Annotated in this window: 24 protein-coding genes, 1 rRNA gene, 1 pseudogene and 1 other annotated feature; of the genes and pseudogenes, 7 read left to right on the top strand and 19 right to left on the bottom strand. The window is 43.3% G+C overall.

From position 1 onward, the window contains the following. Nucleotides 1-179: 179 nt before the first annotated feature. From A3M5_RS0119120 to A3M5_RS26515, 4 genes are all read right to left on the bottom strand, one after another. Nucleotides 180-1,631, bottom strand: coding sequence for a nicotinate phosphoribosyltransferase (locus A3M5_RS0119120; RefSeq protein WP_018395387.1), 1,452 nt, complete (start codon nucleotides 1,629-1,631; stop codon nucleotides 180-182). A 3-nt stretch (nucleotides 1,632-1,634) separates the two neighbouring features. Then, the gene (locus A3M5_RS0119115) at nucleotides 1,635-2,186 is read right to left on the bottom strand and encodes a cysteine hydrolase family protein (protein ID WP_018395386.1); all 552 of its coding nucleotides are present in this window, start codon (nucleotides 2,184-2,186) and stop codon (nucleotides 1,635-1,637) included. Nucleotides 2,187-2,208: 22 nt separating this feature from the next. After that, nucleotides 2,209-2,973 (bottom strand): NUDIX domain-containing protein, encoded by a 765-nt coding sequence (locus A3M5_RS0119110; RefSeq protein WP_018395385.1) that lies wholly within the window; start codon nucleotides 2,971-2,973, stop codon nucleotides 2,209-2,211. 109 nt (nucleotides 2,974-3,082) lie between these two features. After that, nucleotides 3,083-3,217: a hypothetical protein gene (locus A3M5_RS26515; protein ID WP_018395384.1), complete on the bottom strand. Its 135-nt coding sequence runs from the start codon at nucleotides 3,215-3,217 to the stop codon at nucleotides 3,083-3,085. Between the two features lie 86 nt (nucleotides 3,218-3,303). On the opposite strand from A3M5_RS26515, the gene A3M5_RS0119100 reads away from it, so the two are divergent. Continuing rightward, nucleotides 3,304-4,254, top strand: a complete 951-nt coding sequence (locus A3M5_RS0119100; RefSeq protein ID WP_018395383.1) for a LacI family DNA-binding transcriptional regulator — start codon at nucleotides 3,304-3,306, stop codon at nucleotides 4,252-4,254. A 122-nt stretch (nucleotides 4,255-4,376) separates the two neighbouring features. Here the strand turns inward: A3M5_RS0119100 and A3M5_RS0119095 are convergent, their stop codons facing one another. From A3M5_RS0119095 to crcB, 3 genes are all read right to left on the bottom strand, one after another. Further along, nucleotides 4,377-5,201, bottom strand: a complete 825-nt coding sequence (locus A3M5_RS0119095; protein WP_018395382.1) for an aldo/keto reductase — start codon at nucleotides 5,199-5,201, stop codon at nucleotides 4,377-4,379. A gap of 77 nt (nucleotides 5,202-5,278) precedes the next feature. After that, nucleotides 5,279-5,590 (bottom strand): fluoride efflux transporter FluC, encoded by a 312-nt coding sequence (locus tag A3M5_RS0119090; protein ID WP_018395381.1) that lies wholly within the window; start codon nucleotides 5,588-5,590, stop codon nucleotides 5,279-5,281. Then, nucleotides 5,587-5,955: a fluoride efflux transporter CrcB gene (crcB, locus tag A3M5_RS0119085; protein WP_018395380.1), complete on the bottom strand. Its 369-nt coding sequence runs from the start codon at nucleotides 5,953-5,955 to the stop codon at nucleotides 5,587-5,589. The genes A3M5_RS0119090 and crcB overlap by 4 nt, the downstream gene beginning before the upstream one ends. A gap of 119 nt (nucleotides 5,956-6,074) precedes the next feature. Between crcB and A3M5_RS0119080 the strand changes: the two genes are divergently transcribed. Beyond that, nucleotides 6,075-6,953 (top strand): DMT family transporter, encoded by an 879-nt coding sequence (locus A3M5_RS0119080; protein ID WP_018395379.1) that lies wholly within the window; start codon nucleotides 6,075-6,077, stop codon nucleotides 6,951-6,953. 17 nt (nucleotides 6,954-6,970) lie between these two features. On the opposite strand, the gene A3M5_RS0119075 is transcribed toward A3M5_RS0119080, so the two are convergent. Further along, nucleotides 6,971-7,711, bottom strand: coding sequence for a YwaF family protein (locus A3M5_RS0119075; protein ID WP_018395378.1), 741 nt, complete (start codon nucleotides 7,709-7,711; stop codon nucleotides 6,971-6,973). A 408-nt stretch (nucleotides 7,712-8,119) separates the two neighbouring features. Here A3M5_RS0119075 and A3M5_RS0119070 point away from each other — a divergent pair, with 408 nt between their 5' ends. The 3 genes from A3M5_RS0119070 (at nucleotide 8,120) to A3M5_RS0119060 (ending at nucleotide 11,149) form a co-directional block, all read left to right on the top strand. Continuing rightward, entirely contained in the window at nucleotides 8,120-9,397 is a 1,278-nt protein-coding gene (locus A3M5_RS0119070; protein ID WP_018395377.1) for an ammonium transporter, read from the top strand. A gap of 63 nt (nucleotides 9,398-9,460) precedes the next feature. Continuing rightward, entirely contained in the window at nucleotides 9,461-10,441 is a 981-nt protein-coding gene (locus tag A3M5_RS0119065) for a DUF294 nucleotidyltransferase-like domain-containing protein (protein ID WP_018395376.1), read from the top strand. Nucleotides 10,442-10,447: 6 nt separating this feature from the next. Beyond that, entirely contained in the window at nucleotides 10,448-11,149 is a 702-nt protein-coding gene (locus A3M5_RS0119060; protein WP_018395375.1) for an exonuclease domain-containing protein, read from the top strand. A gap of 394 nt (nucleotides 11,150-11,543) precedes the next feature. On the opposite strand, the gene A3M5_RS0119055 is transcribed toward A3M5_RS0119060, so the two are convergent. The 9 genes from A3M5_RS0119055 to A3M5_RS25850 form a co-directional block, all read right to left on the bottom strand. Continuing rightward, nucleotides 11,544-12,155, bottom strand: coding sequence for a YczE/YyaS/YitT family protein (locus tag A3M5_RS0119055; RefSeq protein WP_018395374.1), 612 nt, complete (start codon nucleotides 12,153-12,155; stop codon nucleotides 11,544-11,546). A gap of 58 nt (nucleotides 12,156-12,213) precedes the next feature. Then, a complete protein-coding gene (locus tag A3M5_RS0119050; RefSeq protein ID WP_051080886.1) occupies nucleotides 12,214-13,371 on the bottom strand; it encodes a multidrug effflux MFS transporter in 1,158 nt (385 codons plus the stop codon). Between the two features lie 234 nt (nucleotides 13,372-13,605). Then, complete coding sequence (locus tag A3M5_RS0119045) at nucleotides 13,606-14,139, bottom strand: isoprenylcysteine carboxyl methyltransferase family protein (protein ID WP_018395372.1); 534 nt, start codon at nucleotides 14,137-14,139, stop codon at nucleotides 13,606-13,608. Then, nucleotides 14,136-15,224, bottom strand: coding sequence for a type III polyketide synthase (locus tag A3M5_RS0119040; RefSeq protein ID WP_018395371.1), 1,089 nt, complete (start codon nucleotides 15,222-15,224; stop codon nucleotides 14,136-14,138). The genes A3M5_RS0119045 and A3M5_RS0119040 overlap by 4 nt, the downstream gene beginning before the upstream one ends. A 320-nt stretch (nucleotides 15,225-15,544) precedes the next feature. Continuing rightward, entirely contained in the window at nucleotides 15,545-17,449 is a 1,905-nt protein-coding gene (locus A3M5_RS0119035; RefSeq protein WP_018395370.1) for an ABC transporter permease, read from the bottom strand. Further along, entirely contained in the window at nucleotides 17,436-18,200 is a 765-nt protein-coding gene (locus A3M5_RS0119030) for an ABC transporter ATP-binding protein (protein WP_018395369.1), read from the bottom strand. Before A3M5_RS0119030 ends, A3M5_RS0119035 begins: the two co-directional genes overlap by 14 nt. A 91-nt stretch (nucleotides 18,201-18,291) precedes the next feature. After that, nucleotides 18,292-19,302, bottom strand: a complete 1,011-nt coding sequence (locus A3M5_RS0119025) for a sensor histidine kinase (RefSeq protein ID WP_018395368.1) — start codon at nucleotides 19,300-19,302, stop codon at nucleotides 18,292-18,294. After that, nucleotides 19,299-19,985, bottom strand: coding sequence for a response regulator transcription factor (locus tag A3M5_RS0119020; protein ID WP_026221822.1), 687 nt, complete (start codon nucleotides 19,983-19,985; stop codon nucleotides 19,299-19,301). The genes A3M5_RS0119025 and A3M5_RS0119020 overlap by 4 nt, the downstream gene beginning before the upstream one ends. Nucleotides 19,986-20,085: 100 nt before the next feature. Continuing rightward, complete coding sequence (locus tag A3M5_RS25850; protein WP_018395366.1) at nucleotides 20,086-20,235, bottom strand: ribbon-helix-helix domain-containing protein; 150 nt, start codon at nucleotides 20,233-20,235, stop codon at nucleotides 20,086-20,088. Between the two features lie 54 nt (nucleotides 20,236-20,289). Here A3M5_RS25850 and A3M5_RS26240 point away from each other — a divergent pair. Continuing rightward, a pseudogene (locus A3M5_RS26240) lies at nucleotides 20,290-20,397 on the top strand (helix-turn-helix domain-containing protein); the annotation flags it as partial. 111 nt (nucleotides 20,398-20,508) lie between these two features. Beyond that, entirely contained in the window at nucleotides 20,509-21,318 is an 810-nt protein-coding gene (locus tag A3M5_RS0119005; protein ID WP_018395364.1) for an alpha/beta fold hydrolase, read from the top strand. A 246-nt stretch (nucleotides 21,319-21,564) separates the two neighbouring features. Here the strand turns inward: A3M5_RS0119005 and A3M5_RS0119000 are convergent, their stop codons facing one another. Then, complete coding sequence (locus tag A3M5_RS0119000) at nucleotides 21,565-22,032, bottom strand: nucleoside deaminase (RefSeq protein ID WP_018395363.1); 468 nt, start codon at nucleotides 22,030-22,032, stop codon at nucleotides 21,565-21,567. A gap of 63 nt (nucleotides 22,033-22,095) precedes the next feature. Further along, nucleotides 22,096-22,211: ribosomal RNA gene (gene rrf / locus A3M5_RS0118995) — 5S ribosomal RNA — on the bottom strand. Nucleotides 22,212-22,350: 139 nt separating this feature from the next. Beyond that, nucleotides 22,351-22,612, bottom strand: a sequence feature (23S ribosomal RNA rRNA prediction is too short). Between the last annotated feature and the right edge of the window lie 81 nt (nucleotides 22,613-22,693).

Genomic DNA, 22,693 nt, shown 5'->3' with positions numbered 1-22,693 from the left:
TATTCGACAAAGAGCATAAATACCCTATCATTCTGTATGGCCTGCAAGCTATTTTGATCGAAACGAATGAATGATTCACTATGATGAAAATCAGTAAAAGCAAGTCTTCATTACTCTTTTCAAATGAATAGAAGAAGCTGCCCGAAATCAGTGAATAACTAACTTCGAGCAGCCTCTTCTTATCTTGCTGACTGCGGCAGCATTTCTTCAATTTTGCGCATTTTATGATCCCAGCATGCCGGACTTAAATCGACCGGATATTGCTCCGGATTATCAGGACGCTTATATTCATCCCAAAAAACATCCAAACCTTTTTTAACGTGCTGACGAATATCTTCAAGCGACGGTAGCTCATACACCCGTTTCCCATTGAGGAAAATATCTTCATGTAAATTGCGAGCCGTAAAGTTTGTTACAAATTTACTAATATACGTGTGTAGTGGATGAAACATTTTTAGTTTTTCTTCCTTTTGCGGATCTTCATTTTCTAACGCGATGTAATCGCCTTCTGCTCGGCCACTGGCGTTGTTAATGATGCGATAGACATTCTTTTTACCTGGTGTCGTCACTTTTTCTGGATTACCAGAAATTTTAATCGTATCGACCATTTCACCTTGCTTATTTTCAATTGAGACGAGTTTAAATACAGCGCCAAGCGCAGGCTGGTCAAATGCAGTAATGAGCTTCGTACCAATTCCCCAGCCGTCAATTTTTGCTCCTTGGGCGCCCAAACTCATAATCGTTTCTTCATCAAGATCATTGGATGCCATAATTTGCGTATCTGGGAATCCTGCCTCATCCAACATTTTCCTTGCCTTTTTTGATAAATAGGCAAGGTCGCCACTGTCAAGCCGGATACCTTTAAAGTTAATTTTATTGCCAAATTCTTTTGCTACACGGATCGCATTCGGTACACCAGAGCGCAGTGTATCATACGTATCAACGAGGAACACGCAATCGCGGTGTGTTTCGGCATATTTCGTAAATGCCACATATTCATCCTGATAGGCCTGTACCATTGCGTGAGCATGTGTCCCGGATACTGGAATCCCAAATAATTTACCCGCACGAACATTGCTCGTGCCAGCAAAACCCGTAATATACGCAGCACGAGCTCCCCACACCGCGGCCTCTGTTTCATGCGCTCGTCTTGTGCCAAATTCACTCGCCGTTCCATTCCCTATCACTTGCATCATGCGAGATGCTTTTGTCGCAATAAGCGTTTGATAATTAATGACATTCAAAAGCAGCGTTTCAAGCAGTTGTGCCTGCGCAAGCGGTGCTTCAATGCGCATCATCGGTTCATTGCCAAATACAATTTCCCCTTCACGCATTGATCGGATCGTACCGGTGAATGTCATATTTCCTAAAAATTCAAGATAGTCTTCCTGATAACCTGTTGAACGTAAATAATTAATGTCGCTTTCTGTAAAACCAAACTGCTCAATTAACGATATTACTCGTTCAAGACCAGCAAACACCCCGTATCCATTACGGAAAGGCAGTTTCCGAAAATAAATATCAAATACGGAATTGCGGTCATGTATGCCGTCACGCCAGTACGTTTCCGCCATATTAATTTGATATAAATCTGTATGCAGCATTAAACTATCATCCATGTACGTTTTCATTCATTATTCCCCCTTTTTCGCCCCGAGCGTATTTGTAAAATGACCAAGTGCCCAAGTGTGGCCCGCTTCGTTAAATGAGGCAACGGCCTGTTCATGAATCACAATTCCGTATCCTTTGTTGTACGCATCAACTGCTGTATGCAAGATGCAAATATCCGTGCAGACTCCGACAAGATGTACTTCCGTAATCCCTCTTGCACGCAACTTCATATTAAGATCGGTACCCGCAAAAGCTGAGTAGCGTGTTTTGTCCATATAATACACGTTGTCACGGTCTTGATTTTTCTCATACACATCTTGCAGCTTTCCATATAGGCTGCGCCCTGTTGTACCGCGAATGTTATGCGGGGGAAATAACGTTGTTTCTGGATGATACGGATCATTTTCATCATGAACATCCACCGCAAAGACAACGTAATCCCCGTCTCCGACAAACTGTTCCGTCAGCCTGACAATTTCACCTTCCAACGCCTGGCCCGCTTCCCCGCACGTCAATTTCCCGTCTGGGGCAACAAAATCATATGTGTAATCAATATTGAGAAGCGCTCGTTTCATTTGAAACCCATCCCTTCATTTTTCATCCATAAATGGATTCGATCATATCAATTTGATTAAATGTGTAAAGACGTGACGGCCGGTACGAATGGCGCGTCGTTTTTTTCGGCTGTCCCGATTCATCCAGCACCAATTCAATAAATGGCAGTTTCGGTGCTCTCGTGAAAAAGACCGGATCGGAGGCAATCTTCGGATCATTTGTTACCGTCAACAGCACCCGCTGCAATTCAGAGAGCGTAAACTCTTCTGGTAAAAAGTTCTTCGCCGTCGTTGTTCGGATCATTTCCGAACGGATCATGGTCAGTGCATCCGTAATAATATCGCGGTGATCAAACGCCAAATCCAGTTTCAATACGTCTTCGATGCTAAACAATTGAACGTCCGCTGCATCATCAGCGGCTCGCCGACTGGCAAGTGCTGATTCTGGTACAATGGCATAAAACGCATTCGAAATAATCCAACCGCGCGGGTCACGTCCTGGTTTATCATAGACACCAAAATGACGAATGTGAAGTCCTTCAACACCTGTTTCTTCCACTAACTCTCGGGCAGCAGCTTGTATTCCAGTTTCATCCATCTGAATGAAGCCGCCTGGAATCGCCCATTTGCCTCCTTCGAAATTCGGATTGCCTTCACTGTCTGTTTCAGCACGCTGAATGAGCATCATATGAAGCGTCATATCCGGCGGTGCTTTTTCTTCTTTTTTTTCGGACAGAATCGTGAAAACTGCAATATCTGCTGTATAACCGTCCGGTGTTCGATATTTTGAGGAATCGTAATCGTTCATTGGCTCTCTCCTACTAATTATTAATTTTATAATTACTAATTATATGCGAGGATAACTCTTTTTGCAAGTAGTTATTAAAAAACAGCTTCACTCAACCGGTGTGTGATAATTATGATTTGTGTTCCCTTTCGAAAAATCCCTCAAATTGCTGTATTTTAACTTCTTCTCCGCCTGCTTTCAATGCAGCCCTGGCCACTATTACTTCAACTACACTAAGTACTAGCAACATAAAAATCCCCAACATATTTGCCACTCCCTCTTTTGTTTTTTAAACTGTAAAGTATGAAACGCATTTCAGAGCAAGCACTTTTTTAAAAAAGAGGGATGACAATGGGGAATATTCACGATATTGCCCGGATCGCCGGGGTGTCAACTGCTACAGTTTCGCGCGTGTTGAATAACCATCCTTATGTAAGTGAAGGAAAAAGACTGGCAGTACTCAACGCTGCCGAACAGCTTCACTACGAAAAAAATATTAATGCCGTTCATTTATCACGTGGAAAAACGGAGACAATCGGCGTCATTTTGCCATTTGTAAGCCATCCTTACTTCGGAACCATTTTAAATGGCATAGCATCCGCTGCTGAAAAAAGCGGCTTTAAATTAATGATTGTGCAAACGAATTATGACATCGCTCAAGAAATTGGCGCACTTAACATGCTGAAATTAAAGCAGGTAGACGGGATTATCATTACATCGCGGGAGTGTCCGATTGAACTGGTGGAAGACTACAGTGCATATGGAAATATCGTATTGTGCGAAGCGAGTTCCAGTGAACAGATGTCATCTGTTTTTGTAAATCAATATGAAGCGTTTAAAGAAGCTATTTCTTTTTTTATTGAAAGAGGGCATTCAAAAATTGGTTACACAGTCTTCCGAACGGACGGAAAAAGCAGTCAAGCTCGTAAAAAAGCGTATGAAGAAACATTCGGGTATGTGCAAGATAAGTGGATTTTTGATCAAGCATTGACGATTGAAGATGGCACACGTGTCGCTGGTGAATGGGCAGCACTTGATGAACCTCCTCCTGCCATGCTGATCACGAATGATTTTGTTGCGGCGGGATTTATACTAGAGTGTAAGCGATTAGGCTTTAATGTGCCGGAAGACGTGGCCGTCGTTGGATTTGACAATCATGCTATCGCCTCACCGCTCGGCATCACGACGATCGAACTTCCCCTGAAGCAGCTCGGAATAATCGCTTTTCAACTAGCCATTTCAGAGGATACTGTTTCACATCGTGAAATAGCGTATAAATTAATCGAACGGGACAGTGTTTGAACGCGAGAACATTTTAGTAAGCACCGTCATATCACTCGAATGTGACCAAATTCCAATAAGCGTGAATAATAACGGCTTTTCAATCATGAAAAGGCTGCCGGAATTTCTTCCGGCAGCCTTCTTTACTTACCATTAAATTCAGCGGGCACTGGGCCTGTTCGCTCACCGCGGTCAAGAGCGGTAATTTGATCCATATCTCCCTGCGTCAATTCAAATCCGAAGACATCGATGTTTTCTTCAATTCGTGATGGTGTCACGGATTTCGGAATGACAATTGAGTCGTTTTGCAAATGCCAACGTAAAATAACCTGCGCTGGTGTTTTGCCGTGTTTTTTTGCAATCGACTGCACTGCTTCGTTTTCAAAAATAGCGCCACCCCGCATAAGCGGACCCCATGATTCCACATATATATCATTCTCCTGACAAAATGCTTTCAGCTCTTTTTGAACAAGGTACGGATGGCATTCGATCTGATTCAAAACGGGCTTCACTTCACACTCATTCAATAGACGCTGCAAATGATCAATATTAAAATTACATACACCAATTGCTTTCACACGTCCGTCTGCGTATAATTTTTCAAGCGCTTTGTACGTATCTACATATGTATCTTCAGTTGGCATCGGCCAGTGAATCAAATACAAATCAAGATAATCAAGACCAAGCTTCTCCATGCTTTCATCAAAAGATTTCAGCGTCTTCTCATAACCTTGATCACTATTCCACACTTTTGTTGTAATGAATAACTCTTCACGTGGTACACCGCATTCCCGTACCGCCTTGCCTACACCACGTTCGTTTCCATAAAAGGCTGCCGTATCGATTGAACGGTAGCCTGCCTCAATGGCTTTCAAAACAGCTGGCGTCGCTTCCCCGTCTCCTACCTTATATACACCGTATCCAAGCTGTGGCATTTTAACTCCATTATTTAACGTAACAAATTGCATTTCCCTACATCCCTTCTATCGTTTACTTTACATAGAAAGTATAGCACAGCATACGTTTTTCTTTCCTTTATACTGTCTTACAAACCGATCCATGAGCCGAAAAATCCGGCTGCACATGTTAACGTAATATAAAAACCCGCTTTTTTCATTTCCATTTTATCCGCTTCCAACATCCACGTTGAAAACGTCGTAAAGGCACCGAGGAAACCTGTTCCACATAGAAGCAGCCTGTCCCCTTCTATCCCGCTCCCAATCAACAGACCAAACAAAAAGGCACCACTGACATTCACAAACAACGTTCCATACGGAAATGATCCTTTATTCAAATGATTTCCAAGCCAAAATCGTGCGATTGCCCCAAAAAAACCACCTATCGCAACGAAAATCATATCAGGCGCTCCTTTCTATCACCGAGCCGCACAAAAACGAGTCCACCTATAATACTTAAAAAAAGATACAGCCATCCTTCGAATATGTTGCCAGATTCAAACAACACAATCGTTTCAACACTAAATGCGGAAAACGTTGTAAAAGAACCAATCATACCTGCTGTGACCGCTTTTTGTACATCCGTTGATACCACACCTTTTAGTTTGAACGAGAGAAATGGCAATAAAAAACAGCCTATGTAATTAGCTAAAAGTGTCGCAACCGGAAATGAGCCGCTCCACCATAAAGCCGTTAATATGCTGACGCTATACCGCAAAACTGCTCCGATCATGCCGCCGATTCCGACGAGTATGTATATGTTCAAATGAAAGCCTTCTTTCCGTCAATACGTCTCTTTTATCATTATTTTTAGTAGCAATTTTGTCAAGAAACACTCATAATAGATTAGGTTGTTTTTAACATGAAATGAAAGAAGGAAAACACATGCAGCGTTCCATCATACTACCACTTACGATTGCGATTATTGCGATATCGTTTTCAGCCATATTCGTCAAATGGTCAGACGCACCTGCTTCTATTTTGAGTATGTACCGTATGTGTCTAGCAAGTTTGTTTTTAGTACCGATCGTCTGGACAAAGCGTACAGACTTTCGAAAAATCACAAAAAAAGACTCGCTTTTATTATGTTTCTCTGGCCTCTTCCTCGCTCTACATTTTGTTCTTTGGTTCGGTTCTCTGAAGCTGACAACGGTCGCAAGTTCGACCATCATTTTGACCCTGCAGCCGATTATCTCTCTTATCGGAGGCTTTTTTCTGTTTAAGGAACGTACAACGGCCGCTTCCTTCATAACGATGGGCATCGCCATCATCGGTGCTGTTATGATCGGATGGGGCGATTTGGGCTTAAGCAGCGAGGCGATTTTAGGAGATATTTTATCCTTTTTAAGTGTCATTGCGGTTGTCGGTTACTTATTAATCGGACAAAGTATCGTCCGAAAAGTCTCGCACTGGATTTATAGCTTTTGCGTATTTGCCTTTGCATCTATTTTCTTAATTGCGTATAACCTGGGGACGGGAGTGGCATTTGGCGGCTATGACACGCGGGAATGGGGCATTTTTCTATTGCTCGCCATCGTCCCGACAGTAGCTCATGTCATTAATAACTGGCTTCTAAACTACGTCAATGCGACAACCATTTCAATGAGCATCCTCGGAGAACCCGTGGGCGCCACATTGCTTGCCGTTCTCCTGCTCGGCGAACGTCTCACCGGCTGGCAAATTACTGGCGGTTGCCTCGTCCTGCTCGGCGTCTTTTTCTTTTTAATGCCGCAAAAGCAAAGAGTATACGAAAGAGCGGGGTAAATATATTCCCGCTCTTTTCAAGCACGGCGGCGGAACGGTTTCTCCACCGGCAAACTTCTTTCTCTTTGTCGTAACAACAGCCAGATAATAATGCTTAAACTGAACGCGAGCAACTCTAGTGAGACGATATACCACGGATAGGGGCCGAGCAGATCAAGCAAGCTTGTGCTTTTGGGCTTATGGCTCAGGTACAAATAATTGCCGCCTGTGAGCCAGTTCACGATCATCACAAACGGCATCAATATGTTTAAAAACAACATCGTTTTACCAACAGAATAAATGGATGGTCTATATCCCTTTACCCACGTAAAATAAAGCGGGATGCAGAAAATAAGCAGATGCGTCATAAAAAAATGAAAAAAGCGAAAATGCGGAAAGTCATAATTTAAGTACGGCGTAAAAAGCGCCTGCGATGCACCGAGCAATCCTGTAAACAGCAAAATTTCATACACTAGTTTCTTTTCACTAATTAATAAAATAATAGCTAGGAACAAGCTAATGCTGCACAGTTCTAGTGGAATAGCATGGCTGAGCTGCCAGTTGCCATTCACTATCATCCAGACGTGATACATCATTTCAAGCAATATCAAGAAAACAGCTGTCCCTATTTCAGCTTTTCTCCATTTTGATGACTTCAGCCGTTCTTTAAAAATATAGAGACAACCGACAATTATTATTAAAATGGCTAGCACAGTAAAATGACTCGCTGAAAACATATTGAAGTCATACTCTTCATAGCTTCCCCCAAACCAGCTCATTCCCAAACCCCTTTCTGCCGGCTCATAATAAAATAGGCGGCCAGTATGGTTACCTTTCTATTTCCACAATGATGAACAAAATACACGATCGTCATTTTCCAATTCCATTCCAAGTGTACCATATAAGAATCGGCCTGGAAGAGTTTTTCTTATTCCCTTTATACTTACGTTTTCATTTGAAGGATAATACAAAAACTTCCCTAGGAAATAATGCTTTCCAGAGAATCTTTCTACATTTAAAACCACTTTAAATAATCCCGTCCTTTTATATGTCACTTTTTATAACATTAATTTTAAAAATGTTCAGAAAACTATTGACTAATCTTTACTTCCCACATATCATAAGTACATGTTACAAAACATAACATAATATAGTTATTAAAAATAACGTTTAGGGAGATGTTGAAAATGGATGATATGTTGTATTTAATGAACAGTCTGTGGGTTATGCTTAGTGCCATTTTAGTTATTTTTATGGCTGCCGGGTTCATTATGCTGGAGGCGGGGTCAACGCGCATGAAAAATGCCGGACACATTGCTGGCAAAACTGTTTTTACATTCGGTCTTGCCTGCCTCGTTTTCTGGGCTGTCGGATTTGCTTTCATCTTTGGAGATAACGCAAACTTTTTCATCGGATTATCGAACTTCTTTTATTCCGGTTATGAACTTGAAGATATGAATTTATCATCCTCCGTCTTCTTCTTATTCCAGATGGCATTCGCAGGGATCGCGGTCACAATTGCGCTCGGCGGTTTCGCGGAACGTGCGAAGCTCTCTGTATACGTCCTCTTCACAATTTTATTTTCAGCACTCGTTTATCCAGTTATCGCTCACTGGATCTGGGGCGGCGGTTGGTTGGCTGAGCACGGCAAACAAGATTTTGCTGGCTCGACCGTCGTACATTTAACAGGTGCGATGGCTGCACTTGCCGCAACGATTTTGCTTAAACCACGTATTGGCCGTTTTAATAAAGACGGTTCTGCTAATGCAATTCACGGTCACAATCAGGTCTTCACATCACTTGGCGTCCTTATTCTCTGGTTTGGCTGGTTCGGTTTTAACGCAGGCAGCACATTATCAGTCGATGGCGGTTTTTTCGGATACGTTGCACTGAACACGAACCTCGCGGCGGGTGCCGCTGCTGTTTCAGCATTGATTATTTCATGGGTTGTTCTTGGCAAGTCCGATATTCCAACCATTTTAAACGGCGCACTAGCAGGACTTGTTTCGATTACCGCGTCATGTGCATTCGTTGACACATGGGCAGCGGTCGTTATCGGTTTAATCGCCGGTGTACTCGTATTCTACAGTGCACGTTTGATCGAAAAAATGGGCATTGATGATCCCATTTTCGCCCTTTCTGTTCATGGTATTCCTGGTATTTGGGGTACATTATCCACTGGTCTCTTCGCTACACCAGAACTTGCAACGATCGGTCGGCCTGGGCTTTTCTACGGCGGTGGTTTCACACAGCTCGGTGTACAGGCAATGGGTGTATTCGTCAGCGGCGCTTTCGCTTTCGCAGCGTCATTCATTATTCTTTTCGCCATCAAGAAAGCACTTGGCGGACTCCGAGTTTCAGAAGAAGAGGAAATTATGGGCCTTGATATGAGTGAACACGGCAGCTACGGCTATCCAGAAGTATTTGCTGATCATACAAATCAAACTATATCAGGAGAAAAATAATATAATTCATGCGCAAAGCGACTCCGCTTTGCGTATTATTAGTTAAAAAGGATGTGTTTAGGTATGACGACGCGTGCCCACACATACGCAGACATCCGCCTTGCAAAAGACTCAAGCATGGAGCAATACCTTCATTCAACACAGCGGTTAAATGCATTTCACGATGCGATTATGATGAAGGTATTTTTAACGGCCTTGCAAAAGCATGAAGAAACAAACGGTGCTCCGCCTTGCCTATTCACATTATTTTTACTCGGCAGTGCTGGTCGGTGTGAACAAGGAACACTCAGCGATCAAGATCACGGCATGATATATGAACTTCATACAAATGATGCGGCGGATTATTTTCTAACTCTCGGCCAAACGTTTTCAGATGGTTTATACGAGGTAGGCTATCCGTACTGCGATGGCAAAGTCATGAGTTCGAACCCAGTCTGGTGCCGATCGATTGAAGGATGGGAAACGCAGATTCATTCATGGATCGAAGAGGAAACACTTGATACGATTCGCTCGCTTCATATGATATGCGATGCGCGGGTGCTCTACGGGGAGAAAACATATATTTCTTCATTTAAAAAACAAATTTCAACACTGTTAAAAAACGATCGGTATTTATTGAAACGTTTTTTCGAAAACATTCAATATATGAAAAAATCCGTTGGGCTGTTCGGACAGATTTTCACTGAACAAAACGGTCAACATACAGGTGCACTCAATTTAAAACAGGCGGCATTTTTCCCGTATGTCAATGCGATCCGTGTGCTAGCTGTCAAAGAAGGAATCGAACCTTCCTCGACATTGATGAGAATGAAAGCATTAAAACAAATTTCTGCACATGCAAGCCGGATGGAAGAATGTGAAGAGGCGTACCGGATGCTACTGGACTTTCGACTTCGTGCGCTCAAAAATGCACCCGATTATGACAGCTCTCATTACATTCATATCGACACGCTCGGACCGATCCGAAAAAAAGAACTGCGTCACATTTTAAAAACGGCAGAGGCACTTCATCATTACGTGCAGCGACTTGTAGAAAAAGGATGATCAACCATGGGATTTAACGATTTTATGAAAAATTTGAGCGGCAACCGATTTACCGGTTTACAGGGCGGCCGGCAGGATATAGCATTTATGCGTAGCTTACAGCGGGATTTGCGAACGAAGGAGACGACTTCGATTCCACTTGATGAATTGCAAGTGATTGTCTTTGATCTGGAAACAACCGGCTTTCACCCCGATAAAGGTGATCAAATCTTGTCCATTGGTGCCGTGAAAGTGACCGGCTGTCAAGTAGAAGATGAATACTATTCGCCCGTTCGTTACGAAAAGATTCTTCCTCCTTCTATTAAAGAACTGACCGGTCTTGATGAAGCAGAATTAAAAAATGCACCGGAGCCGGCTAATGCGCTGGAACAATTTTTCAAATTTAGTGGAGCGTCTCCGCTCGTTGCCCATCATGCAAGCCATGAAAAAGCATTTATGCAGCACGCAAGCCGAAAATACTTTCGCACCCCTTTTTCTCACCGGCTCATCGACACGTCATTCATGTACCGTATTGCTGAACCGGATAACCCGTATGTCCGGCTGGAAGACTGCTGTACACATAATCAAATTACCGTCACTGGACGCCACCATGCACTTGGTGATGCCCGGCTCACCGCCGCTTTATGGGCTGTCTATATTGATAAACTACAAAAATTAGGAATCAATACGTTGTCACAAGTATACGAAAGACTCGCCGCGATTCGATGAGCGGTGAGTCTTTTTCATTATTTTTCCTGCTCTATGAATCTTTTCTTTCTAAACAATCGTAACATCTTGTATAAGGAGGCGACTTCTATTGAAAAAAACAACTCGCGTTTTTCGTTCTTTTTCTCTTTTTATTTGCACCATCTGTTCACGCCCGCTCTTATTCTATGGATGAAGTAAACATTCGAACCTGGATTCAACCTGACGGAGACGTACTTGTAAATGAAATTTCCCATTACACATTTCCGGATAAACAAAAAGGGCCGAACCGATGACGATTACAGAAGCGGTCGACGTGGAAAACACACTCGCCCAATCTTTTTATAAAAAGGAAGAGCAAAAAGACAACCTCGAGATACTATTGATGGTATTATCCGCATATGATACAGCCCCTTTTTTATGTAGATACACCCGGCATGACAATGTGTTTTTTCATACTACGATTTACAACCGAGATAATTCGGCCAAGCGTCAACGCAATGATGACTGTGCCAATGCCAACTGGTCCACCCAGTAAAAATCCGATCGCGACACCTGTCAATTCAATCAAAATTCTCGCTGTGCTAAGACTCCAGCCAAACGCAATGCTAAGCGCGAGCATCAATCCATCAAGCGGTGTTTTCGGCAGTTTTGCTTCAACATAAATACCGATACCAAGTCCGACTGCAAAAACACCTAACGCAAATGTCATCCATTGTATCACAGGGGATGAAGTAAAATTTATATCATTTAAGATGACATAAAACCAGAGATCGAGAAACCAGCTCCGCAGCATAATCGCCAAGATCGATTCGAACTGAAATCTCGCCCGCTCGATAATGGCAGTAATGAGCACAACACACCCTTGTGCAATAATCGACCACATGCCAATCGTCAATCCGAAATGAAGTTTTAATCCAACCGCCACAGCATCCCACGGACCCGCTCCTACATCAGAATGAACAACAAGCGCAATTCCTAGTGCAGTGATGATTAAACCTACAAAGTAAACCGTTATTCTTTTCCCCACTATATATACCTCTTCCTAACAAGCATTTATCTTTTTATTGTAAACCTTTAGCCTCCTTTTAAGTTCTTCGCCGGCACAGTAAAAAGTATGATGCAATAGCTGCCAGATGACACGATACCATAATCATCCCCATCGGGAGCGGTGTTCCGCCACCAGCAATGCCGACAAGCGGTGCAACCGTGGCACCGAAAATGTATGGCATTAAACCGAGCAGTGCAGACGCAGCACCAGCCGTTTTTTCTTTTCCTTGCATCGCCAGAGAAAAACATGCTGTCGCTACAACACCAACGCTTGCGACAGAGAAAAATAACGGAATTAATACAGCTATTAAATGAGCTTTCATAAGAAGCATTAAAAACATCATACTGCTTCCGCCAAGTGCCATCGATAAACCAAATACGAGCAGCACGGATTCTTTCACTTTCCCCGCGAGGCGCCCAGTTACTTGCGATGCAAGAATAATTCCGACACCATTTGCTGCAAAACATAAACTAAACTCTTGCGGCGACAAGCCGAAATAGTCTTGCAGAACAAACGGTGAACCTGAAATGTACGCGAACATTCCTCCCATGACAAACCCTTGGGCCAGACAATAACCCATAAATACTTTATCAACGAGCAATGTTTTAAATGTCACAAGCGTATTTTTTAATCCGCCCGCTGATTTCCGGTCGTCCCGAAGCGTTTCCGGCATCCCAAAAAAGACAGCCATGACCATAATGATACCAATGGCCGCAAGCACACCGAAAATGCCGTGCCACGAAACAAATTCCAATAGCTGTCCGCCGACAACCGGTGCGGCAATTGGTGCAACACCGTTAATTAACATTAAAAGCGCAAAAAACTTTGTCAATTCCGGCCCATCATACATATCACGTACAACTGCACGTGCGATAACGATTCCAGCTGCAGCAGACGCACCCTGCACGAACCGCATCGCAATTAATCCCCAGATCGAAGGCACAATCATACATAACATAGACGCAATCGCGAATACGACAAGGCCTGCTAGAAGTGGCTTCCGTCTCCCCTGCACATCACTGAGCGGCCCCATCACAAGCTGACCCGCTGCAAGACCGATTAAAAAAGCAGTCAAACTAAGCTGGGCTATCGACGCTGTTGTCTGCAAATCATTTGCTAAAATCGGCAATGACGGCAAATACATATCAATCGACAATGGACCGAACGCTGACAACGAACCGAGCAGCAGTGCCATCCATACGCGTTTCGAACGGCTGTGTACTTGCTGCTTTTCCAAAACAGACTCTCTCACATTTTTCCCCTACCAATCTATTTATCTGGTTTTTCCATCATACAGCATTTGAAGATAGAAGAAAATGCCTGTTTCCAAAGTACAACTAGCACACCATGGAGACAGACATCTTATATTATTCTTTACCTTCCAGCTGAAACGCTCATAAAATCCTCCCTAATTGCTGCTCCTTCGTCGTCAGTCTGTTTTAAACACTTTATTGTAATCTGTTGCTTCAATGAGTGCTTTTTCTTCGACCTTAATCCGGATTGATAGTACCATCATGTTCAGCACTGAAAAGATAATGGCTGTATAGTACGCTTGAAACAGAAGTGGCAAAACAAGAATTTCAGCAGCAACAATGGTATAATTCGGGTGCCGGATCCACTGGTAAGGTCCCCGCTTTACAACGTGCGCACCTGGTAAAATAATAATTTTCGTATTCCAGAAACGGCCGAGAGAAGCGAGACTCCACACTCTGCCAGCCTGCGCAAGTAAGAAAAGGGACATCCATACCGGCCACCATTCGCTTATGGATCTTTCCAACAAGATCACTTCAGCTGCTAAGCTAACGAAAAAGCCTACATGAAGAGAAACAATCAACGGATAATGCCCCCCACCAACTTCATAGGCTCCCCGTTCACGCATCCACTTTTCATTTCGTTTTGCAACAACAAGTTCGACAAGCCGCTGCAGACACACTACAGTGATTACGAATAAGAACAGTGTCATGTTTCCTTCCCCCATTCCAGAAGAACTAATTCTCCGCAAAACCCCGGGCCAAGTGCTGCCATCAATCCATAATCCCCTTTCCTCACCTCATCTAACATAAAGCGTTCAAGCACATATAAAACAGTTGGTGAAGACATGTTACCGAATTCAGATAGTACGTCCCAAGCGTGTACTGTTTTCTCTTTTGTTAGATGAAGTGTATCCTCATACGCATCGAGCACTTTTTTGCCGCCTGGATGGGCAACAAAATGCTCGATTTTATCGATAGAAAGATTCTGCTTTTGTAAAAACGTCTCAACAAACCCACCGAGCCAACTGCGAATGATCGACGGGATATCACGTGAAAAAATAACATGAAGACCGCTGTCTTTCATATCCCATCCCATCACATCTTCCGAATCAGGCATTAGTTTTGATTCCGTACGCAAAATGGATGGCGTAAGCCACTTTGTCTTCACATCCGCGTCATCACCGGCGATGAGTACACAGGCAACACCGTCTGCGAACAATGATGTGCCAATCAGATTACTTTTGGAACGATCGTTTCGTTGAAAAGTTAAGCTGCATAATTCGACCGAAAGAACGAGCACTTTCGCTTTTGGGAACGCCAGGCAGTATTCATGCGCACGGCTGACACCCGCTGCCCCTCCCGCACAGCCAAGACCCCAGATGGGAATCCTCTTTGTATCCGCTGAAAATGGCAGCCGGTTCATAATTCTTGCTTCAATCCCGGGTGTTGCCATACCGGAGCTGGAGATGAAGAAAATAGCATCGATCTCTCCAAAGGACACTGGTTTTTGTAAAAAACGATCGTCTTTTAAACAGCTCTCCACTGCTTTTACTCCATATTGTGTCGCTAATTTAATATATAAATCATTCCGTTCCTTTAGACTATGTTCATGACGAAACCATTCAAGAGGCATGGATAAATGGCGCTTCTTAATTTGGCCGTTTTGAAAGACAGGCAGCAGTCGTTCGATATCTTGAAAGTCTTCTTGAAACAATTCCCGTACAAAGTCCATCACCTTCCCCTGCATAAGTTCATGCGGTGGATGAAACGTGCTGACCGAGACAATTTTCGGCATACGAAATCCCCCCTTTTCTTTTTTTACTAGTTTGCCCTGTTTTTTTCCAATTATTCAATCATTATATTAACATCCGTATTCAGTAGAGGATCACTGCGAACGTATCAGCAAGAAAAATATTACTTTCCCTTCTCTATTTGTCCACATTATTCCACTGTACTGATTTCCCAGTCAAATTCTCTCTATTTCAAAAACTCAGTTTCTATTTCCAAACAGAAAATGATTTCTACATTATATTACTGTTAAGATACAAAACCTTTCAATGATTGTTCAATACAAAAAGCACCTTCAAAAGAATTCTTTTGAAGGTGCCTCTGCACTTATAAAACTTCTTTCATTATTTTCCGGTAGTAGCCAATCGTAAACGCCGCGAAAATAGCATAAATAGCAGCGTATACGATAAAAGCAACTGTTGCCGGCAATAAAATGCTTGTCGAAAATAAGAAAGATGATGCTGATTTAATCGCAAAAATGCCGTGCAGAATACCGATTGCGAGCGGTAATCCGAAAATAAACAGCTGCTTCCATATGATGCTGTTCATCATATCTGGAATAGAAAAACCGAGCTGACGCAGTGTGCGGAACGTCTGTCTTTCCTGTTCGGCTTCTGTCATCTGGCGGAAATAAAGAATGCTGCCTGTTGTTAACAGAAAGACAAGACCGAGAAAACCGGTAATGAAGATCATCAATCCATTCGCTTCAAATTGCTGTGCCAGCATATCATAGTAAACAACCCGCTGTTCCTTTTCCGGCACTACTTTTTTATAAATGGCTGTCGCTTCTTTACTGTCTTCTTCTTGCTCAAGTGTGAACACCAAGTATGGTACTTCTTGTGCACCTGACTCTAATTTTTCATACGTAGTGCGGTCAACTGCCAGCTGATAAAAGCTTGTATCGGTATTCATTGCAAGGTTTTCTTCGACTTCTTTAATCGTAATATCCAGCTCATTATCCGGCATTTTAAGCGTGACATCATATCCGACATTCGATCCAAACATGTCACTATTGGCAAATGAATCAAATAAAACAGCACCGCCTGCCGGATCTACAATTGTCATCCCTGCCTGCTCAAGTGAATCATTTGAAAAAACAGATGCTTTTAAATCAGCCCAATAAGCGCTCGCCTGACTAGGCAACTTTGCTACATCGACAGGAAGTTCCACAGAGGCGAGTTCTTTCTGTTCAAAAGAGATGCCCACTGCCGTTAATTCTTTTTCAAATGAAGAAGCGAATTCTGCTTGATTTTGAAAAGCAAAATCGTATGGAAACATGCCGCGCGTCGAATTTTCAACAGAGTAATAAAGGGAATACGCGACACCGATCATGCCTAGTGTCATGGCAGACAACGTTGTAATAAGTGTCAATGAACGCGCATTGCTTTTCATCCGGTGCATAATCGCTGCAGTGGAAAGCGTATCACGAAACGCCAAGTGGCCATCTTTTCGTTTTCTCCATAAATGGAGAAGCCATCCGACCGTTGCACGGAAAAAGAAAAATGTACCGAAAATCGTCGCAGCGAGCACGATAAAGGCATTTAAAATAAAATAGCTGTTCACCATACGCCCTGAATACCAGTAGCCAAATACAATAAACACAATGCCGAGCACACCAAATAGCAACTGACTAATTTTACCCGGTTGTTTTGGCAATTCGGTTGTCCGTCTTGCTGTAAACAAATCAATCAATGTGCTTTTATACACAACCCGCAATGATTGAAGAGATGTCACGGCCACGAGAACAATAAAAACGATAGCTGTTTGCATAATTGCTGGAATGGAAATCGATAATTCTATAAATGCTTCTTTTCCCATCAGCTTGACGAGCAAAAGCAAAAATCCGCGCGAAACGATGATACCTGTCGCAATCCCGACTAAAAGCGCGCCTATGCCAAGCAACATATTTTCGATCATAAGCATGCGGGCGACTCCGCCTCTTGTCAGCCCAATCAACTGGTATATACCGATTTCATTGCTGCGCCGTTTTAAGAAAATTGAATTGGCGTACAAAACAAACACCGCAACAATTGCCAACAACAAATACGCAGCCACTTTAAAAGACTGATCTAAGCGAAGCGACAACTCCGCTCCTTTTATGACCGACTCATCATGCTGCAGCGTCGCAAATACGAAATACAGCATAACGCTAAAAATAAACGAGAAGAAGTACAAATAATAATGCTTAATATTTTTCCGCATGCTTCGCCGGACGAGATCAAACAGTGTCATAGCCGTCACCCCCGAGCGCACTTTGCACACGCATAATGTTCCCGAAGAAATCTTTCCGCTCTTTATCGCCGCGATATAATTCCGTATACAATTGCCCATCTTTTAAAAATACCACTCGGCTGCAATAGCTTGATGCGACCGGATCATGGGTGACCATCATAATCGTCACATTCCGTTCCCGGTTAATTCCTTCCAGATTACCAAGAAGCGATGACGCTGACTTCGAATCAAGTGCACCAGTCGGCTCATCCGCGAAAACAAGCGATGGATTGTTAATAAGCGCCCGCGCTGCCGATGTCCGCTGCTTTTGGCCGCCGGAAATTTCATTCGGGTATTTATCCGACAGTTCCGTAATGCCTAGCGCTTTCGCAATATCAACGAACCGCCGTTCTGACTCCATTCGGTTTTGCTTTCCGAGCGACAGTGGCAATAAAATATTTTCTTTCACCGTTAACGTATCCAACAAATTATAATCTTGAAAAATAAAACCGAGTTTCTCACGGCGAAAATTGGACAAATCACGGTCTTTCATACGCGCAATGTCCGAGCCGCCGATTTCGATCACACCTTCTGTCGGCCGATCAATCGATGCCAGCACATTTAAGAGTGTCGTTTTCCCAGCACCCGACGGCCCCATAATGCCGACAAATTCTCCCGCGCGTACGTTGAGATCAATGCCTTTTAACACTTGATACACCTGATTTCTCGATCCAAATGATTTTCGCACCTGTTTTGCCTCTAAAATGTTCATCATGTGCCTCCCTGTTTTTTTTCTATTTTCATCGTACACCGCGACTGTACTCCCAGTCGTTCGATTCACATGACAAAACAGGGAGTGAATGTTACATTTTTGTCACTTCGTCGAAAGGATTTCTTGGGAAATAGGTAATCGTCACAGTCGTCCCCTTTTTAGATTCAATGTGAATACGGTGACCTAATTTTTCCGCCACCACAGCCGCCAAGTACAGCCCGAGTCCGGTCGCCGCATTCGATTTCCGGCCCGCATCACCGGTAAACCCTTTTTCAAACACTCTTGGCAAATCGGCGGGATTGATTCCGCGGCCTTCATCTGTGATGCGAAGCGAGATCTGCCCGTCTTTGTTGTTCACACCTTCGATATGAATCGTTCCGTCAACTAGGCTGTATTTCACTGCATTCGAGAGAACTTGCCTGATTAAAAAACGACACCACTTCGGGTCAGTTGTGACGATTTTATCCACACCAATTAAATTAATTTCAATATTTTTTTCGATGCACCATTTTGCGAGATCCTGTATTTCCGGCACGACCATCGACTGCAATGCAACGTCTTTTATCATAAAATCCCGCTGCAATTCCGCCAAGCGGGCCACGTGCAACTGCTGATCGACGAGTGCATGAATGCGGATCCATTGATCAAGTACATCATCTAGTTCCGGCTTCTCTTCCAGAATTAATTTCATCGCCGTCAGCGGTGTCTTTACTTCGTGCACCCAGGACGTGACGTAATCAAGATGATCCGCCTGCTCCGCTTTCAATTGGGACAGCTGTGTCTGCAAGGAGCGGGATGCATGGAGAATGGCTTCCCGTGCAATATCTTCCACTCCCGAATGGGCTTCCGGTACTGCTTCATTCCAGTCGCGCACCTCATGCGTCTGCATCGTCATTAACGAGCGGAAAAAGGCCATTTCGACTATATAGCGCCATGTCAAAAAAAGAAAAAACAACATTAGCTGAAACCCATTCCAGTACACGAGTGATTCCGTTTCAATGACAATCCCATCATCAAGCAAAATAAGAGCATCTCCTGCCGCAATCCATAAGATAAAAAAGAAAATCCAGCTCATCCGATCCTTTAAAAACAGCTTAATCATGACAGAGTCACAGCCATATAGCCCTGCCCTTTTTTCGTGACAATCGATCCTTCCAACCCAATGCCCGCCAGCTTTTGCCGCAATCTCGTTACGTTCACCGTCAACGTATTGTCATTGACAAACTGTGCATCATCCCAAAGTTTCTTGATTACTGTTTCTCTTGAAACAATGCTGTCACGTGAATCGACGAGCACCGTTAAAATAAACAATTCATTTTTCGTTAAATCCACCTCTTCTCCATCATGACGGATCATTCCTTTTTTCAAATCAATCACCGCCCCGTTCCACTGCAGCGCATCCGCCGGCTCATCACCGTATGCATATACTCGTCGGAGCAGCGCCTGCACTTTCGCGACAAGCACATCCATATGAAACGGCTTCTGTATGTAATCATCCGCACCCATTTGCATCGCCATCACCATGTCCATCGGATGATCCCTCGATGACAAAAACAGAACCGGAACCGTCGACACCGCCCGAATTTCCCGACACCAATGAAAGCCATCAAATGCAGGCAGCTGTATGTCTACAATAACCAGATGCGGTTCTTCCTTTATAAACGTCGCCATCACATCATGAAAAGACACCGGCAACACTGTTTGAAACGACCATTGCCCAAACCGTATCTCCATCTGTCGGGCAATTGCCAGATCATCCTCAATGATCATAATCTTCATCTCCATCGCACCCATCACCCTTCCATTTATCAGTTTTAGGCGAGAATACCCCTTCCTTAAGGAATGTGTAGGGAGGAGATGAACCGCCTTCGGACAAGGGATTGTTTTAACTATCTCGATTGTCCGAATGTTCGAGCGCATATTGAATGAGATAAATAATTGTTTGAGTACGAGTTGTAAAACCCTTCTTTTCTTTAAACTCATCAATACGCTTTAATAATTCTTTCGGATAACGCATGTTTAAAACTTGTGACATTAAAAAACCCTCCTTGTGCATTAAAATAATACACGGAGAAGGAGGTGAAAATCAATGATCTTTAACAAGGCGTATAAATTTCGTGTCTACCCAAACAAAGAACAAGAAATTCTGATTGCGAAAACAATCGGATGCAGTCGTTTTGTCTTCAATCACTTTTTGTTGTACAAGGTTAATCGAATGATAACAAGAAAACATTTTTTCCGGAAAAGTTATTTGCCTTAACCAAATTGAATAACCTTCTAAGTGATAATTTTTTAAGGGGGAATTGCAGTGGGGTATTATTTAAGAGTAGAACCAGATGTAAATATTTATGTAGAAGATGTGAATCGGGAAAGTGAGAAAACAATCTTATTTATACACGGCTGGCCAGCAAACCATCAGCTGTTTGAATACCAGTTTAATCACTTGCCTTCTCTCGGCTATCGCTGTATCGGCATGGATTTGAGAGGATTCGGCAACTCGGACAAACCATCGAGCGGCTACTCCTACGATCGGCTAGCCGATGATGTGCGGGCAGTGGTGGATCAGCTTCATTTACAAAACTTCACGCTCGCAGGTCACTCTGTAGGTGGAGCGATTTCCGTGCGATATATGGCACGTCATAACGGGTATGGGGTGTCTAAACTTGCCTTAATCGCAGCTGCAGCGCCCAGCTTGACGATACGCCCTGATTTTCCGTCCGGACTTCCAAAAGAAGCGGTCACGAACATCATTCAGAATACGTACATTGACCGTCCTAAAATGCTTCAAGATTTTGAAGGCGAATTTTTCTTCCAGCATATAACGCAGCCTTTCTCCCAATGGTTCCTCCAAATGGGATTACAGGCAGCCGGCTGGTCTACCGCAGCAGTTGCCACTTCGTTTAGAGACGAAAGCTTATTCTCTGATCTTAGACAAATACATGTTCCAACGATCATTCTTCACGGTGTTCATGACAAGGTTTGTTTGTACCCACTTGCTGTAGCACAAAATAAAGAAATTAAAAATTCCAAGCTTGTTCCGTTCGAAAATAGCGGTCACGGTTTGATGTGGGAAGAACATGAAAAATTGAATCGAGAATTAACACAATTTATAGGATAGGGATGGGATCCTAAGCATACCAATTTACTGTATGAATGTACTTTCCTATGCAAAAAGAAATTCCAATGATTGCATTTCTTAGACAAAAGCTAACTTTTGCATATTTCCACTTACTATATTTGCTGCTTTGAAAAAAGACAGTAGCAATCACTCCTGAACAAAGAACCACCAATAAAAATTGGTGGCTCTGCCACTTACTTGGTACTCCTAAGGTAACACAATAAAACAAGTATTATTGTGTTACTGTTATTTTACTCTTTTTATATTATCCCATAATTCATAAGGATGTTCAGAATCTGTAGTATTCTCTATTTGCCTAATCAATAAGGATTGCTTTTCAATAGGGAGCGCCATTTGCTCATATAGATGGGCTGTAGATAACCCGAATTCCGTAGCTTGTTCATTAGAATAAGCAAAATAAACAGCCTTCACTCCTGACAAGTGTATGGCACTTAAGCACATAGGACAAGGTTGACCACTCGCATATAATTCACATCCCGTAAGCTGTGCTGTCTGCAAGTATTGAGAAGCTTTGCGAATAGCTTGGATCTCAGCATGAGCAGTAGGATCATGGGTTTCTAAGATATCATTAACACCTGTTGCAATGACTTCTCCATGCTTTACAATTACTGCTCCAAAGGGTCTTCCATGTTTTATCTTTACGTTTTCTCTTGCTAAGTCTATTGCTTGTTTCATAAATTTACTTATTTCCATTATAGTTACACCTCTAATCTTTAATTAAAAAAAAGAAGAACAGCTGTCGCTGTTCTTCTTGTTGCCTGGCGGCGTCCTGCTCTCACAGGGGGAAACCCCCAACTACCATCGGCGCTGAAGAGCTTAACTGCCGTGTTCGGGATGGGAACGGGTGTGACCTCTTCGCTAATGCCACCAGACTGTATAATGTAGAAAGAAATCATTCCTTCAAAACTAGATATTATTCGTATAAGTAACCCACAAACCACGCCATATGGTTGATTCTTGTCTTCCAGCGTCAGACGCTCGAGAGCGCCTGCGCTTTTATTGGTTAAGTCCTCGATCGATTAGTATTCGTCAGCTCCATGTGTCGCCACACTTCCACCCCGAACCTATCTACCTCGTCATCTTCAAGGGATCTTACTTACTTACGTAATGGGAAATCTCATCTTGAGGGGGGCTTCATGCTTAGATGCTTTCAGCACTTATCCCGTCCGCACGTAGCTACCCAGCGATGCCTCTGGCGAGACAACTGGTACACCAGCGGTGCGTCCATCCCGGTCCTCTCGTACTAAGGACAGCTCCTCTCAAATTTCCTGCGCCCGCGACGGATAGGGACCGAACTGTCTCACGACGTTCTGAACCCAGCTCGCGTACCGCTTTAATGGGCGAACAGCCCAAC

This window comes from Bacillus sp. 37MA (genome assembly GCF_000372765.1).
Taxonomy (GTDB): Bacteria; Bacillota; Bacilli; order Bacillales; family Domibacillaceae; genus Domibacillus; species Domibacillus aminovorans.
The sequence above is the reverse complement of the archived record's forward strand: the minus strand, read 5'-3'. Positions and strand labels throughout refer to the sequence as shown.